Source organism: Roseicyclus sp., assembly GCF_052168335.1.
Lineage (GTDB): Bacteria > Pseudomonadota > Alphaproteobacteria > Rhodobacterales > Rhodobacteraceae > Roseibacterium.
This window is the reverse complement of record NZ_JBQLZP010000457.1, coordinates 1-15,167: the sequence shown is the minus strand read 5'-3', so window position 1 is coordinate 15,167 and position 15,167 is coordinate 1. Positions and strand designations below refer to the sequence as shown.

18 protein-coding genes are annotated in these 15,167 nt (G+C 70.9%); 12 read left to right on the top strand and 6 right to left on the bottom strand.

Going from position 1 to position 15,167, the window contains the following annotated elements; genetic code table 11:
• Positions 1 to 433: MAPEG family protein (locus ACTS11_RS14130; protein ID WP_442640945.1), on the bottom strand; the 433-nt coding region annotated here is incomplete at its 3' end.
• Between the two features lie 10 nt (positions 434 to 443).
• A complete protein-coding gene (locus ACTS11_RS14125; RefSeq protein WP_442640944.1) occupies positions 444 to 1,361 on the bottom strand; it encodes a LysR family transcriptional regulator in 918 nt (305 codons plus the stop codon).
• Positions 1,362 to 1,454: 93 nt separating this feature from the next.
• Here ACTS11_RS14125 and metF point away from each other — a divergent pair, with 93 nt between their 5' ends.
• From metF to ACTS11_RS14095, 6 genes are all read left to right on the top strand, one after another.
• Positions 1,455 to 2,321, top strand: coding sequence for a methylenetetrahydrofolate reductase [NAD(P)H] (gene metF, locus ACTS11_RS14120; protein WP_442640943.1), 867 nt, complete (start codon positions 1,455 to 1,457; stop codon positions 2,319 to 2,321).
• A 64-nt stretch (positions 2,322 to 2,385) separates the two neighbouring features.
• A complete protein-coding gene (locus ACTS11_RS14115; protein WP_442640942.1) occupies positions 2,386 to 2,874 on the top strand; it encodes a PaaI family thioesterase in 489 nt (162 codons plus the stop codon).
• 79 nt (positions 2,875 to 2,953) lie between these two features.
• Positions 2,954 to 4,144: an aspartate aminotransferase family protein gene (locus tag ACTS11_RS14110; protein WP_442640941.1), complete on the top strand. Its 1,191-nt coding sequence runs from the start codon at positions 2,954 to 2,956 to the stop codon at positions 4,142 to 4,144.
• Between the two features lie 88 nt (positions 4,145 to 4,232).
• On the top strand, positions 4,233 to 5,159 hold the full coding sequence (argF, locus tag ACTS11_RS14105) for an ornithine carbamoyltransferase (protein WP_442640940.1): 927 nt from the start codon (positions 4,233 to 4,235) through the stop codon (positions 5,157 to 5,159).
• A 68-nt stretch (positions 5,160 to 5,227) separates the two neighbouring features.
• Complete coding sequence (locus ACTS11_RS14100; RefSeq protein ID WP_442640939.1) at positions 5,228 to 6,178, top strand: alpha/beta hydrolase; 951 nt, start codon at positions 5,228 to 5,230, stop codon at positions 6,176 to 6,178.
• Positions 6,171 to 7,103 carry a DMT family transporter gene (locus tag ACTS11_RS14095; RefSeq protein WP_442640938.1) on the top strand — a complete coding sequence of 311 codons (933 nt, stop codon included), beginning with the start codon at positions 6,171 to 6,173 and terminating at the stop codon, positions 7,101 to 7,103. Before ACTS11_RS14100 ends, ACTS11_RS14095 begins: the two co-directional genes overlap by 8 nt.
• On the opposite strand, the gene ACTS11_RS14090 is transcribed toward ACTS11_RS14095, so the two are convergent.
• Positions 7,084 to 8,130, bottom strand: coding sequence for a serine hydrolase domain-containing protein (locus tag ACTS11_RS14090; protein ID WP_442640937.1), 1,047 nt, complete (start codon positions 8,128 to 8,130; stop codon positions 7,084 to 7,086). The two genes, ACTS11_RS14095 and ACTS11_RS14090, sit on opposite strands and share 20 nt — an antisense overlap.
• A 163-nt stretch (positions 8,131 to 8,293) precedes the next feature.
• Here ACTS11_RS14090 and ACTS11_RS14085 point away from each other — a divergent pair, with 163 nt between their 5' ends.
• Both ACTS11_RS14085 and ACTS11_RS14080 read left to right on the top strand, forming a co-directional pair.
• Entirely contained in the window at positions 8,294 to 8,896 is a 603-nt protein-coding gene (locus tag ACTS11_RS14085; RefSeq protein ID WP_442640936.1) for a GcrA family cell cycle regulator, read from the top strand.
• Positions 8,893 to 9,258 (top strand): glyoxalase superfamily protein, encoded by a 366-nt coding sequence (locus tag ACTS11_RS14080; RefSeq protein WP_442640935.1) that lies wholly within the window; start codon positions 8,893 to 8,895, stop codon positions 9,256 to 9,258. The genes ACTS11_RS14085 and ACTS11_RS14080 overlap by 4 nt, the downstream gene beginning before the upstream one ends.
• A 9-nt stretch (positions 9,259 to 9,267) precedes the next feature.
• Here the strand turns inward: ACTS11_RS14080 and ACTS11_RS14075 are convergent, their stop codons facing one another.
• Complete coding sequence (locus ACTS11_RS14075; protein WP_442640946.1) at positions 9,268 to 9,762, bottom strand: transglycosylase SLT domain-containing protein; 495 nt, start codon at positions 9,760 to 9,762, stop codon at positions 9,268 to 9,270.
• On the bottom strand, positions 9,762 to 11,813 hold the full coding sequence (locus tag ACTS11_RS14070; RefSeq protein ID WP_442640934.1) for an AsmA family protein: 2,052 nt from the start codon (positions 11,811 to 11,813) through the stop codon (positions 9,762 to 9,764). The genes ACTS11_RS14075 and ACTS11_RS14070 overlap by 1 nt, the downstream gene beginning before the upstream one ends.
• 151 nt (positions 11,814 to 11,964) lie before the next feature.
• On the opposite strand from ACTS11_RS14070, the gene rimO reads away from it, so the two are divergent.
• The 4 genes from rimO to cutA are packed head-to-tail and all read left to right on the top strand — an operon-like array spanning position 11,965 to position 14,892.
• Positions 11,965 to 13,335 (top strand): 30S ribosomal protein S12 methylthiotransferase RimO, encoded by a 1,371-nt coding sequence (gene rimO / locus ACTS11_RS14065; protein ID WP_442640933.1) that lies wholly within the window; start codon positions 11,965 to 11,967, stop codon positions 13,333 to 13,335.
• A 14-nt stretch (positions 13,336 to 13,349) separates the two neighbouring features.
• On the top strand, positions 13,350 to 13,919 hold the full coding sequence (locus ACTS11_RS14060; protein ID WP_442640932.1) for a BglII/BstYI family type II restriction endonuclease: 570 nt from the start codon (positions 13,350 to 13,352) through the stop codon (positions 13,917 to 13,919).
• Positions 13,920 to 13,928: 9 nt separating this feature from the next.
• A complete protein-coding gene (locus tag ACTS11_RS14055) occupies positions 13,929 to 14,570 on the top strand; it encodes an MT-A70 family methyltransferase (RefSeq protein ID WP_442640931.1) in 642 nt (213 codons plus the stop codon).
• Positions 14,571 to 14,580: 10 nt separating this feature from the next.
• Positions 14,581 to 14,892, top strand: a complete 312-nt coding sequence (gene cutA, locus ACTS11_RS14050) for a divalent cation tolerance protein CutA (RefSeq protein ID WP_442640930.1) — start codon at positions 14,581 to 14,583, stop codon at positions 14,890 to 14,892.
• On the opposite strand, the gene ACTS11_RS14045 is transcribed toward cutA, so the two are convergent.
• The coding region (locus ACTS11_RS14045) for a DUF6455 family protein (protein ID WP_442640929.1) at positions 14,868 to 15,167 on the bottom strand (300 nt) is incomplete at its 5' end. The genes cutA and ACTS11_RS14045 overlap by 25 nt on opposite strands.

Sequence of the window (15,167 nt, the reverse complement as noted above, 5' to 3'; positions counted from 1 at the left end):
CCATGTAGATCACGAGAAGCGAGCCCACCGTGTAGAAGGTCGCGCGGACCTCGTGGCTTTGCGCCGTGCCGTAGGCCCAGGCGTGGCCCGCGCGGGCGAGCACGAAGCCGCCGCAGGTGATCCAGGCGAGCCAGAGCGGCGGAGCAGACAGCACGAACAGCAGCCCCGCCACCCAGAAGCCGGGGATGTTCTCGAGGTCGTTGCGGTGCATCCGGCGCGAGCGGTCGACGTAGTCGTCCGGGTCGAGCTGCCCGGCGCGCGGCGCGCGGTTGATGAGACCCGCCCGCGCGTCCTCGGGGCTGGCGTAGCCGCCGCCGACGCGCAGCATCCGCCAGACGGTGACCCAGCCCTGCCCCATGACCTTCAGGACGCCCAGCGCCGCCGCGACGGCGTAGACCGTGAAGGCCGGGTTCTCGAACGACAGAAGCTCCATCCCGCCTCTCTCAGGCCGCCTCTCCCCGGCGCTGGAGCTTCGGAGGCTCCGTCCGGCACAGCTTCAGCACATGCGCCATGAACGGCTTGGCCGTCTCCTCCGCCCGCGTCGCGCCGTAGAGCCTCCGCGTGACGCCGCCTTCCGTCAAGCGCCGCGTGACGAGCGAAGGGTGCCGCCCCGAATCCCGCACCACCCAGTCGGGCAGGACCGAGACGCCGCGCCCCGAGGCGACGAGGAGGAGGATCACGGCCGAAAGCTCCACCTGCCGGATGCCCCGCGGCTCCACCCCCGCCGGGAAAAGGAGCTGGCTGAACACGTCGAGCCGCGCGCGCTCGACCGGGTAGGTGATGAGCGTCTGGTCCGCGAAGTCCTCCGCCTCGATCCACGGCTTGCCCGCCAGCGGATGATCGGCTGCGCAGACGAAGACCGGCTCGTAGTCGAAGAGCGGCGTGAAATCGACGCCCGGTAGCGTTTCCGGGTCGGAGGAGACGACGAGGTCCACCTCCTCGCGCATCAGCGCGGGCAGCGCCTCGAACTGGAGGCCCGGGCGGATGTCCACGTCCACGTCGGGCCAGGCGACGCGGAAGGCCTCGAGCACCGGCAGGAGCCAGTCGAAGCAGGCATGGCACTCGATCGCGATGTGGAGCCGCCCCGACTTGCCCGAGCGCAGGCCCGCGAACTCCTCCTCCAGCGCGGCGAGGCGCGGCAGGATGTCCTCGGCCAGCCGCAGGAGCTTCATGCCCGCCGATGACAGCCGCATCGGCTTCGAGCGCCGCACGAAGAGCTCCACCCCCGCCTGGTCCTCGAGACCCTTGATCTGGTGGGACAGAGCGCTCTGCGTGATGTGCAGCCGATCCGCAGCGCGGGCGAGGCCGCCCTCCTCGTGGATGGCCTTGATCGTCCTCAGGTGCCGGAACTCGATATGCATGTCGGACTCATATTGATCTTGAGGATTATGAAATTGCCGCAAGCACCACTCTATGCGACATCCCGATACGACCTTTCAAGGACCGGAATCGCCATGCCCGCCCCTCGCGTCTCGTTCGAGTTCTTCCCGCCGAAATCCCTCGAGGCGTCGTTCCGCCTCTGGGAGACGCTGGGCGTCCTCTCGCCGCTCGACCCCGCCTTCGTCTCCGTGACCTACGGCGCGGGCGGCACGACGCGGGCGCTGACCCATGATGCGGTCAAGACGATCCACAAGAACTACGGCGTTCCGGTCGCGGCCCACCTCACCTGCGTGGACGCGACCCGCGCCGAGACGCTCGCCATCGCCGAGAGCTACGCCGAGGCCGGCGTCACCCAGATCGTCGCGCTGCGCGGCGACCCGCCCAAGGGGCAGGGCCGCTTCACGCCCCACGCCGAGGGCTTCGCGAGCTCGGTCGAGCTGGTGGACGCGCTGGCCGCGACGGGCCGGTTCGAGATCCGCGTCGGCGCCTATCCCGAGCCGCACCCCGAGGCCGCCTCGATGCAGGACTGCGTCGATTTCCTCAAGCGCAAGATCGACGCCGGCGCCACCTCGGCGATCACCCAGTTCTTCTTCGAGGCGGAGACCTTCTTCCGCTTCCGCGACGCCTGCGCGGCCGCCGGGATCGATGCGCCGATCATCCCCGGCATCCTGCCGATCAACTCCTGGAGCGGCGTCGCCAAGTTCGCCGCGAGCTGCGGCGCGCAGGTTCCGGCCTGGCTCGACGAGGCCTTCGCGACCGCCATCCGCGACGGGCGCGAGCGGCTGCTGGCCACCGCGCTCTGCACTGAGCTCTGCACCGAGCTCCTCGAGGGCGGCGTCGAGGACCTGCACTTCTACACGCTGAACTCGCCCGACCTCACCCGCGACGTCTGCGCCGCCCTCGGCGTCACGCCCCGCGTGGCCCTCTCCGAGGTCGCCTGATCCCCGCTTGCACCGGCGCGCGCCCCGTGCTGGCCTCCCTCCGGCCAGAACCGGGGAGCCGCCCATGCACGACGCCTTCTTCGCCGCATCGCCCGCCGAGATGCCGGACCGCGCGACGCTCGCGTCGCTCTCGGGGCTCGATTTCCTGTCCCGGGTCATGGCGGGCACGCTGCCCCAGGCCCCGATCGCGCGCGTGCTGAACTTCCGCCTCGTCGCGGTGTCGGAGGGCGAGGCGGTCTTCCACGGCGCGCCCCGCTTCGACCACCTCAACCCGATGTCGGGCGTCCATGGCGGCTGGTACGGCGCGCTCCTCGACAGCTGCATGGGCTGCGCGGTGATGACGGCGCTGCAGGCGGGCCGCGCCTATACCACGCTCGAATACAAGGTGAACATCCTGCGCGCGATCCCCGAGGGCTGCGAGGTCGCGGCGGTCGGCCGCCTCGCCCATGCCGGCCGCAGCACCGCCGTCGCGAACGGAGAGATCCGCGACCGCGCGACCGGGCGGCTCCACGCCACCGGCACCACCACCTGCCTCATCATGGATGCTGCTTGACGCCATCAGGGCCTGCGAATTGACTTGGGGGGAGGATTCCGCCAAGCCGGAGCCTCCTGTCCAACCCGAGGAGCCATCGATGATCCCGCCGGTCCTGCCCAGCTATTCCCGCGCCAAGCTCTCCTTCGTGAAGGGCGAAGGCTCCTGGCTGGTGGAGGCCGACGGCCGACGTTTCCTCGACTTCGCCTCCGGCATCGCGGTGATGGCGCTCGGCCACGGGCACCCCGCGCTGGTGGCCGCGCTGACCGAGCAGGCGGGAAGGCTCTGGCATACCTCGAACCTCTACACCGTGCCCGAGCAGGAGGCGCTCGCGCGGCGGCTGGTGGAGCATACCTTCGCCGACACCGTCTTCTTCTGCAATTCGGGGACCGAGGCGACCGAGCTCGCCGTCAAGATGGCGCGCAAGTACCGCCACGAGAGCGACGCGCCCGAGCGCACCACGATCCTGACCTTCGAGGGCGCCTTCCACGGCCGCTCGATGGCCGCGATCTCGGCCGCGGGCTCCGAGAAGCTGACCAAGGGCTTCGGCCCGCTCCTGCCGGGCTTCCGCCAGCTCCCCTTCGGCGATCACGACGCGCTCCGCGCCGCGGCGGCGGAGCCCGACGTCGGCGCCATCATGGTCGAGCCCGTGCAGGGCGAGAGCGGCATCAGGCCCCTGCCCGACGTCTGCCTCAAGGGCCTGCGCGACCTCTGCGACGCACACGGCCTTCTCCTCATCCTCGACGAGATCCAGTGCGGCATGGGGCGCACGGGCCGCCTCTTCGCCCATGAATGGGCGGGGATCACGCCCGACATCATGCTGGTCGCCAAGGGCATCGGCGGCGGCTACCCGCTGGGCGCGCTGCTGGCCACCGAGGAGGCCGCGCGCGGCATGACCGCCGGCACCCACGGCTCCACCTACGGCGGCAACCCGCTCGGCTGCGCGGTCGGCGCGGCGGTGATGGACGAGATCACCCGCGAAGGCTTCCTCGACGAGGTGCGCGCCAAGGCCGGCTTCCTCCGCCAGCGGCTCGAGGGGCTCGTCGCCGCCCATCCCGACATCTTCGAGGGGGTCCGCGGCGCGGGCCTCATGCTCGGCCTCAAGTGCCGCGCCACCAACACCGATGTGGTCGCCGCGGGCTACGAGGCGGGGATCCTGACCGTGCCGGCGGGCGACAACGTGGTGCGCGTCCTGCCCGCGCTGACCATCGCCGAGGCCGAGATCGCCGAGGGCGTCTCCCGCCTCGACGCGGCCGCGACCGCCCTCTCCGAAAGGATCAAGGCCGCCTGATCCCTTCATCTTTCCCCAAATACCGCTCGGGGGAGCGCGAGGGGGCAGACGGCCCCCTCGCTCCGCCGCCAGCCAGACCGGCAGACCGATGAACCACTTCCTCGACATCAACAAGACCGACCCCGCCGACCTCCGGGCCATGATCGACGGCGCCGCCGCCATGAAGGCCGCGCGCGCCGGCCGTCCCAAGGGCGCGCCCGACGAGGCGCAGCCCCTGAAGGACCGCATGGTCGCGCTGATCTTCGAGAAGCCCTCGACCCGCACCCGCGTCTCCTTCGACGTGGGCGTGCGGCAGATGGGCGGGCAGACCATGGTGCTCTCGGGCTCCGAGATGCAGCTCGGCCACGGCGAGACCATCGCCGACACCGCCCGCGTGCTCTCGCGCTACGTCGATCTCATCATGATCCGCACCTTCGAGGAGGAGGTGCTCCTCGAGATGGCCGAGCACGCGACCGTTCCCGTGGTCAACGGGCTGACGAACCGCACCCATCCCTGCCAGATCATGGCCGACATCCTCACCTTCGAGGAGCATCGCGGCCCGATCGCGGGGCGCAAGGTCACCTGGTGCGGCGACGGCAACAACGTCTTCGCGAGCTTCGCGCATGCCGCCGGGCAGTTCGGCTTCGACCTCACCTTCTCGGGCCCCGAGACGCTCGACCCCGAGCGCGTCTTCCTCGAGGAGGCCCGCGCGAAGGGCGCCCGCGTCGAGATCGAGCGCGACCCCGCCCGCGCCGTGGCGGGTGCCGATCTCGTCGTGACCGATACCTGGGTCTCGATGCACGACAGCCAGACCGCGCGCGAGCGGCGGCACAACCAGCTCCGTCCCTACCAGGTGAACGAGGCGCTGCTCGCCCACGCGAAACCCGACGCGATCTTCATGCACTGCCTGCCCGCGCACCGCGACGAGGAGGTGACCAGCGCCGTGATGGACGGCCCGCAATCGGTCGTCTTCGACGAGGCGGAGAACCGGCTCCACGCGCAGAAGGCGATCCTGCGCTGGTGCCTCGGCGTCTGATCCGGCGGAACCGGGGCGCCCGCCGCGCCCGTTGACGCCGGACACCCGACACCGAAAGGACCTGCACCATGTTCCTCCGCACCGCCGCGCTGCCCCTTCTCGCCTGCCTCGCCGCCGCGCCCCTCGCGGCCGAGGAGATCGCGGCGGACAGCACGGCAGGCACGCTCGCGGGCACGCTCGAGCGGCCGGAGAACGAGACGCGCGCGGCCGCGCTGATCCTGCCCGGCTCGGGCCCGACCGACCGCGACGCCAACAACCCGATGGGCCTCGCGACCGACGCCTACCGTCTCCTCGCCGAGGCGCTGGCCGCCGAGGGCATCGCCACCGCGCGCATCGACAAGCGCGGCATCGGGGCAAGCGCGGGCGGCCCCGGCATGGAGGTGAGCCTCGGCGCCTACCGACAGGACACTGCTGCATGGATCGACGCGCTGCGCCAGGCGACGGGCGCCGACTGCGTCTGGCTGATCGGGCATTCCGAGGGCGGCATCCTCGCCATCGACGCCGCCGGGCTCCCGCATGTCTGCGGCCTCGTGCTCCTCGCCACGGCGGGCCAGCCCATCGGCGGGCTCGTCCGCGAGCAGGTCGCGCGCCAGCCGGGGACCGAGCCGCTCCTGCCCGCGCTCGACGCCGCGCTCGCGGAGCTGGTCGCGGGCGGGCGCCCCGATCCCGCGGACATCCCCCCGCCGCTCGCACCGCTCTTCGGGGAGGACAGCCTCGACTACCTGCGCGAACTGGCGCTCCTCGACCCGGCCGACGCGCTGTCGGAGACGGGCCTGCCGGTCCTCATCCTGCACGGCAGCGCCGATATCCAGGTGCCCGCGCGGGAGGGCGACAGGCTCGCCGCCGCACGCCCCGACGCGGCGCGCAGCGTGCTCCGCGGCATGACGCATACGCTGAAGCAGATCGCGGACGACGCCGACCTCGCGGCCAACATGGCGACCTATGCCGATCCCGCGCTGCCGCTCCACGAGGGGCTTGTCCCGGTCGTGGCGGGCTTCATCCTCGGCCGCGATGGCTGAGCCAACCCCGATGCAATCCGCCGTGCCGCCCGCCGCCGTTCCGGCGGGCATCGCGCCCGCGCCGGGACCCGCCGTCCTCTACATGCTCGGCGCCACGGCCTTCCTCGCGGCGACGACGCTTCTCGCCAAGGCGCTCGGCACGGCGACGCTGGGCGAGCCTCTGCACCCGCTCCAGGTCAGTTTCGGCCGCTTCCTCTTCGCCTGGCTCGCCATCGCGGCGACGGTCGCGGTCCTGCGCCCGCGCCTGACGCGGCCCGACTACCGCACCCACGCCGCCCGGACGCTCTGCGGCTGGTCGGGCGTGTCGCTCATGTTCGCGGCCGCCGCGGCGATCCCGCTCTCCGACGCGACGGCGATCAGCTTCCTCAACCCCGTCTTCGGCATGATCCTCGCCATCCCGCTGCTGGGCGAGCGGGTCGGCCCCTGGCGCTGGCTGGCCGCCGCCATCGCCTTCGCGGGCGCGATGATCCTGATCCGGCCGGGGACCGAGGCGATGCAGGCCGGCGCGCTGCTGGCGCTCGGGGCGGCGCTGGCGCTGGGGCTCGAACTCATCTTCATCAAGCGGCTGGCGGGCCGCGAGGCCCCGCTCCAGGTGCTCTTCGTCAACAACTCCATCGGCCTTGCCATCGCGGGCGCGGCGGCCTTCTGGGTCTGGCAGGCGCCTTCGCCCGCGCAATGGGCGGGACTGGCCGCGCTCGGCCTCCTCATGGCCTGCGCGCAGGCCTTCTTCATCAACGCGATGCGGCGGGCGGACGCGAGCTTCGTGACGCCCTTCTCCTACCTCACGCTGGTCTTCGCGGGCCTCTACGACGCGCTCGTCTTCGGCGTGCTGCCCACGGCGGTCAGCGTGGCGGGGGCGGCCGTCATCGTGGCAGGCGCGGCGCTACTGGCCTGGCGCGAGGCGGTCAACCGCCGGCGTCGGTGAAGACGGCGTCCGCCGCGGCCTCCACCGCCGGGCGGACCCGCTCGATCAGGCCCGAGTTCACCGCGACGAAGACGGCGACACCCTCGGCCCGGTAGAGGCGCGTCTGCGCGAACCACATCGTGTTGGACCCGGAATGGCGCAGGACGCCGTCCGCCTCGACCCAGCCCATGGCGTAGCCGCCCGGCCCCTCCGCCCGGTGGAGGCGCGCCCAGCTCCCGGCCGAGAGGTACTCCTCCTCCGCGAGGAGGTGCGCGCGCAGGTAGCGCAGCATGTCCGCGGCGGACAGATGCACGCGCCCCGCGGGGCCGAGGGCCGGGATGTTGTCCGCGCGGGGTCCGGGCGGCACGGGCCTGAGCCCGCCGAAGAGCGCGCCGCGATGACCCTGCGGCTGGTCGCCCTCGGGCGGGCCGAAGCCCGCGCTGGCAAGGCCGAGGGGCGCGAAGACCTCGCGCGCGACGAGCTCCTCCCAGGGCGCGCCGCCCGCGGCCTCGAGCATCGCGCCGGCGACCACGTAGCCCGCGTTGGAATAGAGGTAGCCGCCGCGCTCCCCCTCCGGCGGGCTTGCGAGCGCGCGCGCGACGTAGTCCCGGCGCGGCCCCTGGCCCACGCGGAGCGTGCCGAAGAGGGACAGGTTCGCCCGCATCCCCGAGGCGTGGCGGAGAAACGCCTCGAGCGGCACGCCGCGCCAGGCCTCGGCCATGTCGGGGTGCTCCGCGCCCAGAAGCTCTCCCGCCGTCGTGTCCCAGCCGATCAGCCCCGCCTCGACCATGCGGGCGGCGAGCGTCGCGGTCATCGACTTGGTGAGCGAGCCGATGTGCCAGAGGTCGCCCTCCGTCACCGGCTCCGCAGCGCCTGCGCGCCGGACGCCCGCGACGGCGCGCGCGCTGTCGTCTTCGGTGATCCAGCCGACCACCGCACCGGGAACGGCGGGCTCGGCCGCGAGCGCCGCCGCGATCTCGGCGGGATCGGCCCCTGCGGGCGGGGGCGCGGCGGCGGCCAGGGCCAGGAACAGGGCGGGCAGTCGCATGGGGCAGAGATGACAACGGCGCGGCTTTGGTGCAACCCCGGACGGCAGCCGCTTGCCACTGCGCGCCCTGCGCATAGAATGGGGCTTTCATCGGGACGCGGGCATCGCCATATGGCGGGACTGGAGCGTGGCCCGAGCATGGGCCGAGAGACGGGAGTTGGGCATGTCCTGGACCGATGAGCGGGTCGAGCTTTTGAAGAAGATGTGGACCGAGGGCCAGTCCGCGAGCCAGATCGCCAAGGAACTCGGCGGCGTGACGCGCAACGCGGTCATCGGCAAGGTGCATCGCCTCGGCCTGTCGAACCGCTCGGGCGGGGGCGGCACGACGAACGCCAAGCCCCCCGTCAAGGAGCCGGAGGAGGCGCCCGCGACCGGCGCGAAGCCCGCCGCCAAGCCCGCCGCGCCGAAACCCGCCCCGAAGGAGCCCGAGGCCGTGGCCGACACGGCGGCCGAGGCGCCGCGCCCCTCGAACGTCACGCCGCTGCGCAAGCCCATCGTGCCCGCGGGCCAGCCCCTGCCGCCACAGCCCTCCGCCAACGAGATCAGCCCCGAGGCGCTCGCCAAGCAGAACGAGGTCGAGAAGCACGCCAAGCGCCTGACGCTGATGGAGCTGACCGAGCGGACCTGCAAGTGGCCCATCGGCGACCCGGCGACGGACGACTTCTACTTCTGCGGCCTGCCCGTGCAGCAGGGCAAACCCTATTGCGACGCCCATGTGGGGGTGGCCTTCCAGCCGATGTCGAGCCGCAGGGATCGGCGGCGGTGAAGCCGTCCGTCCCGGTCCTGCGGAGTTTCTCGCAGGCCGAGGCGCGGAGCTTCTACATCGACTGGCTGGCGTTCGAGGTCGTGTTCGAACACCGCTTCGGCCCGGACATGCCGCTCTACATGGCCATCCGGCGCGGCGCGTGCGAGTTGCACCTCTCCGAGCACCACGGCGACGCGACACCGGGCAGTGCGATCCGCATCGAGGTGGCCGATCTCGACGCGCTGCTCGCCGAACTGGCGGGACGGCCCTACACGCGGCTGCGACCGGCGATCGAGGACATGCCCTGGGGTTTCCGCGAAATGCGGCTCACCGATCCGTTCGGCAACCGGCTGGTGTTCTGCCAGCCTGTGCCGGAGGTCTGACGCCCGCCCCTAACGGCAGTGCCGCGCGATCTCGCGCTCGCCCAGACCGGTTTCCACGAGGAGGCAGCGGTCGCGCGCCTCGTAGTAGTAGCCGCGCGCATACCACATGACGGCCTCGTCCACGTCGCCGTCCGAGACGAGCCACGCCCCGCGCAGGTAGCGCCCGGCATAGGTGAGGTTCACCTCGGGATCGAGGAGGTCCTGCGGCTCGCCCGCGAAGCCCATGGTGCGGGCGGTCTGCGGCAGGATCTGCATGAGGCCCCAATAGGGACCGTTGCGCGCATCCGCGCGATAGTCGCTCTCGCGCTGGATGACGCGGTGCAGCAGCGTCTCGGGGATGTCGTGGACATCGGCGTATTGCTCGACCAGAGCGCGCATCTGCGGCGTCTCGCCCGGATAGAGGTCGGGCACCTGCTGGCGCTCGCTGTAGGAGATGTCCGGGGTGCCGGGGCTGCCGCAGGCCGCAAGCGCCGAGACGGCCGCCACCAGAAGAACTCGTGCCATCATTGTCCCGTCTCCGTCGCGGCGCCATCCGCCGGTTCTGCGCCGCCGCCGAGGAACCCCGACAGGACGCCTTCCATTTCCGTCCCGAGGCGCGCCCTCAGCGCGTCCTCGATGTCGGCCGGCGTGTCGCCCGCCTGGATCTCCGTCCCGAGGACCTCGTTGGCCCGGTCGCGCACCACTTGCTCGACGCGGTCCTGCTCGGCTTCGAGACGTTCGCGCGCCTCGGCGGCGAGGCGATCCCGCTGCTCGAGGAACTCCTGTTCGGCGAGGTATTCGAGGTCCGGCGCGAAACGCAAGCCCGACCACGGCCCGGTGACCAGAACCGGCACTTCTATGCCGCTCTGGCCCGCGTCGTCGCGCATGACCCCCGGAATCACACGGTAGTCGACCGTTTGCGCGCCGAGGTCCACGGTTCCCTCCCCCCGAACGGTGCCCCAGGGCGCGTCGAGCATCAGGTCGTCGTTCGACAGGACGCCCTCCGCGATGGTGAAGTCGGCGGAGATGCTGTCGTAGACGGTGCGCGCGCCCTCGCCCCGGAAGGAGGTGTCGAGGTTGCGGATCATGCCGCCGAGGTCGAAGCCGAGGATCGCGCCCGCCCCGAAGGCGAGGTCGCCGACGCCCGAGAGGCTGCCCATGATCGTCGCGAGATCGTCGCCGACACCGAGGAACTGGAGGCTCGCGCTGCCCGTCCCTTCCAGCCGGTCGAAGCCCGCGAACTGCGTCAGCAGCGGGTTGAGCTGCACCCCCGCCGCGATCAGGTCGCCCCCGACCGAGAGGCCGTTGCGCCCGTTCACCACGAACTGCCCCGCGATCCGTCCGCCATAGGCGCCGATCCGGCCGATGTCGAAGACGAGCCGCCCGCGGTCGAGGTTGGCGTTGACCTCGACCGGCCCCACCTCGGCCGCGCCGAGGTCGATGGACGCGGCCCGGAGCGCAAGCTCGGCGTCGAGCGCGAAGAGGCCCGAGACGTCGATCCGCTCTGTCGGCCAGCCGGAAGCGGCCGCGCCGCCACCCGTCCCGCCCCCTGCACCCCCCTCGGGGACAGCCGCAAGCGCCAGCGTCTCGGCCGAGAGCGTGCCGCGCAGGCGCGGGCGTTCCTCGCCGGGCAGGAGGTCGGCCTCGAGCGCGAGGCGGTTGCCGTCGAGCGTGAGCGCGCCCTCCCGCAGGTGAAGCGTGCCCGCCTCCGTCAGCGTCACCTGTCCGCCCGCCGCGATGCGCTCGCGCCCGAGGCCCTGCGGCAGGTCCGGCATGACCGCCCCCGCGAGGCCGAGGAGCGGGCCGAGGTCGCGCGCGTCGATCTCGAAGGCGCCCTCGAGCGCGGGGGCGAGCGCGAGCCGCCCGTCGAAGGCCGCGCGGCCGCCCGGCCAGTCGAGCGCGAGCGTCACGGGGCGCACCTGTCCCGCGAGGAACGCGGCCGGCCCGTCGACCCCCGCCTCGAGCGACAGCGCCGTGCCGCCCACCTCGGCCGAGGCGACGAGGCTTGCCGGGCCCGTCGCGGCGGGGAGCGACAGGACCGCATCGATCCCCGTGACGGCGATGTCCTGCCCCGTGCCCGCATCGATCCAGCGGAGCCGCCCCTCCGTGATCCGCGCCTCGTCGAAGCCGACGGCGAAGCCGGGGCCCTGCGCCGTGGCGGCCGGAGCGGGGCCGGGAGGAGCGGCGCTCGCCGCCGCGACGTCCCAGCTCGCCCGCCCCTCGGCGTCGCGCACCAGCGTTATTTCCGGGCCGTCGATCTCCGCCCGGTCGAGCCGGATCTCGCCCTGAAGGAGCGGCGCCCAGGCGACGCTGACATGGAGGCTTTCGGCGGCGAGGAGCGGACCCTCCGCCACCCAGTCGGGATTGCCGATGCGCAAGCCCTCGGCGCGGACCCCGAGGCTCGGCCAGAGGGTCGGGCGCACGTCGCCCGCGATGACCACCTCGCGCCCCGTCGCGGCCGAGAGGCGCTCGGTCACGAGCGCCGCGATCCGCTCCGTCGGCACCGCGAGAAGCGCCCCCGCCAGCAGCACGACCGCGACCGCGACGACAGAGATGAGCCTGACGATCCAGCGCATTTTCCGCTCTTTTTCCGTGTTTGCGGGCAGTAAGCCACATTTCGCGCGGGCCCGCACCCCAAAGCGGCGGGGTTTCGCACGCATGGGCGGCAGTCTGCCGCCCCCGCGGGACGCCTTCCCGAGACGGCCCGGACCGGCTATGTGCGCGGCCATGAGCCAGAACCCGCCCGACCTCCGCCCCGATCTCGCGCCGCGTGCGCGCTTCGAGGGCGATGCCCGCCCCGGCCAGCCCACGATCGGCATGGTCAGCCTCGGCTGTCCCAAGGCGCTCGTCGACAGCGAGCGCATCCTGACGCGCCTCCGGGCCGAGGGCTACGCGATCAGTCCCGACTATGCCGGCGCGGACGCGGTGATCGTGAACACCTGCGGCTTTCTCGACAGCGCCAAGGCCGAGAGCCTCGAGGCCATCGGCGACGCGCTGCGCGAGAACGGGCGGGTGATCGTGACCGGCTGCCTCGGGGCCGAGCCCGACTACATCACCGGCGCACATCCGAAGGTCCTCGCCGTAACCGGGCCGCAGCAGTACGAGCAGGTGCTCGACGCGGTCCACGCCGCCGTGCCGCCCGACCCCGACCCGTTCATCGACCTCCTGCCGCCCGCGGGCGTGAAGCTGACGCCGCGGCACTACAGCTACCTCAAGATCGCCGAGGGCTGCGATCACAAGTGCCGCTTCTGCATCATCCCGGACATGCGCGGGCGGCTGCAGTCGCGCCCGATGGCCGCCGTGATGCGCGAGGCGGAGAAGCTCGTGGAGGCGGGTGTGAAGGAAATCCTGGTGATCAGCCAGGACACATCGGCCTACGGCACGGACTGGAAGGGGCGCGACACGAAGTTTCCGATTCTCGACCTTTCCAGAGAGTTGTCCACGCTCGGGGCCTGGATTCGCTTGCACTATGTCTACCCCTACCCCCACGTGCGCGAGCTGGTGCCGATGATGGCGGAGGGCGGCAGCGGCCTCCTGCCCTATCTCGACATCCCCTTCCAGCACGCCCATCCCGACACGCTGCGGCGCATGGCGCGGCCCGCCGCGGCGGAGCGCACGCTCGACGAGATCGCGGCCTGGCGGCGGGACTGCCCGGAGATCGTGCTCCGCTCCACCTTCATCGTCGGCTACCCCGGCGAGACGGAGGCGGAGTTCCAGACGCTCCTCGACTGGATGGACGAGGCGCAACTCGACCGCGTCGGCTGCTTCCGCTACGAGAACGTCGCCGGCGCGCGGTCGAACGCGCTGCCCGACCACGTCCCCGAAGAGGTGAAGGAGGAGCGCTGGCACCGCTTCATGGCGAAGGCGCAGGAGATCTCCGAGGCAAAGCTCGCCGCCCGCGTCGGCACCCGGATCGAGGTGCTGGTCGACGAGGTGGACGACGAGGGCGCCACCTGCCGCACCAAGGCCGACGCCCCGGAGATCGACGGCAACCTCTTCATCGACGAAGGCTTCGAAGGCCTGAAGCCCGGCGACATCGTCACCGTCGAGGTGGAGGAAGCGGGCGAATACGACCTCTGGGGGAGCGTGGTGCGATGAGTGCAAGGGATCGGGTGACGGAGTTCATCAGGACGCACTACGAAGTGCACGAGTGGAAACATGCGAGTGCGATACTGAAGCACGACTTTCCATCCGAGTGGGACGACATCATATCTGTGCTTCAGGCTTTCCGCCTCCGAAAGGAGTGGATTGAGGTCGGTGGAGGCAGCAAGTCGAAGGTTGCATCGTTCATCGACAGCTTCCTCTACTCTCGGGGTTGGAGCGAGAAGGAGTTCAAGACAGGCGTGATCGTAGACGGCCGGACGATGGACTCGCCGACTCACAAGGTCGACTGCCTCAAGAACAGCGTTGCGCTCGAGATTGAATGGAACAACAAGGATCCCTTCTTCGACCGCGACCTCAACAACTTCCGCCTGTTGTTTGACCTCCGAGCCATCAGCGTCGGAGTGATCATCACTAGGTCGGACGAGCTTCAAGACATCTTTAGGGATTTAGGACGAAAATCCTCGTACGGAGCTTCGACCACACACATGTCGAAGCTCCTTCCGCGGATTGAGGGTGGCGGCGGCGCAGGTTGTCCACTATTAGTGTTCGGTATCACGAAGCGTCTATATGTTGACTAGGAGGCAGGCATGTCAGAGGCCGCGGACGATCTGCTCAGAACTCTCGGCAGCAACCGCTTCGGCACGATCCTTGCCGATCCTCCATGGCAGTTCCAAAATCGAACCGGAAAGATGGCGCCGGAGCACAAGCGCCTGAGCCGCTACCCGACCATGACGCTGGACGATATCTGTGACCTTCCAGTTGAAGTCGTGGCGGCGGAACGATCGCACTTATACCTTTGGGTGCCGAACGCTCTGCTTCCCGAGGGCCTCAAGGTCATGGAACACTGGGGATTCAGGTACAAGAGCAATCTCGTTTGGTACAAGGTGCGCAAGGATGGAGGCCCAGACCGGCGCGGTGTTGGGTTCTACTTCCGTAATGTGACCGAGGTACTGCTGTTCGGGGTCCGTGGGAAAGACGTCCGAACGCTTGCGCCCGGACGGTCGCAGGAGAACATTATCTCGACACAGAAGCGTGAACACAGTCGCAAGCCCGACGAGCAATACGAAATAATCGAACGTTGCAGTTGGGGACCGAGGCTCGAACTCTTTGCGCGAGGCCCTCGCGAAGGTTGGACCGTCTGGGGCAATCAGGCAGAAGCCTACACCCCTGAATGGCCGACCTACACAAACCACTCCCAGTCGAACGTCATCAAGTTGAAGCGCGCATAGTGCTCGCCTGATGATCCACGTCACCATCACCTGCGACACGGCCGAGACCGCCAAGCGGCTCGCGCGTGCGGCGCTGGAGGCGCGGCTCGCAGCCTGTGCCAACCTCACGCCGGGGATCGTCAGCCTGTTTCACTGGAAGGGCGGCGTCGAGGAAGAGACCGAGGTGTCCGTCACCTTCAAGACGACGGTGGCCCGCCGCGCCGACCTCGTCGCGCTGATCGCAGCCGAGCATCCCTACGACCTGCCGGTCATCACCTGGGAGGAGGTCGCGGCCACGCCCGAGGCGGAGGCCTGGTGTCAGGAGGAGACGTCCTCCGGCTGAGCGGCGAGGGCGCGCTCGAAGAAACCGGCGTTGGGGCAGGCCTGCGGGACTTCGGACACCGCGTCGGGATCCTGCGCCCGCATCCAGCAGTCGCAGCCCTCGGCCCAGCCGCAACCGCGGCAGCGCTGCACCACCCCGGCCCAGTCGGCATGGGTGATCCACCCCTCCTCGAGCGCGCGCTGGAGGTCGGCGCCGGAGGTCCGCGCCATGCCGAGCGCGAGCCAGTAATGCCGCTTCTCGTCGCCGAGGGGGCGCATCCGGTCCTGGCTCATGGC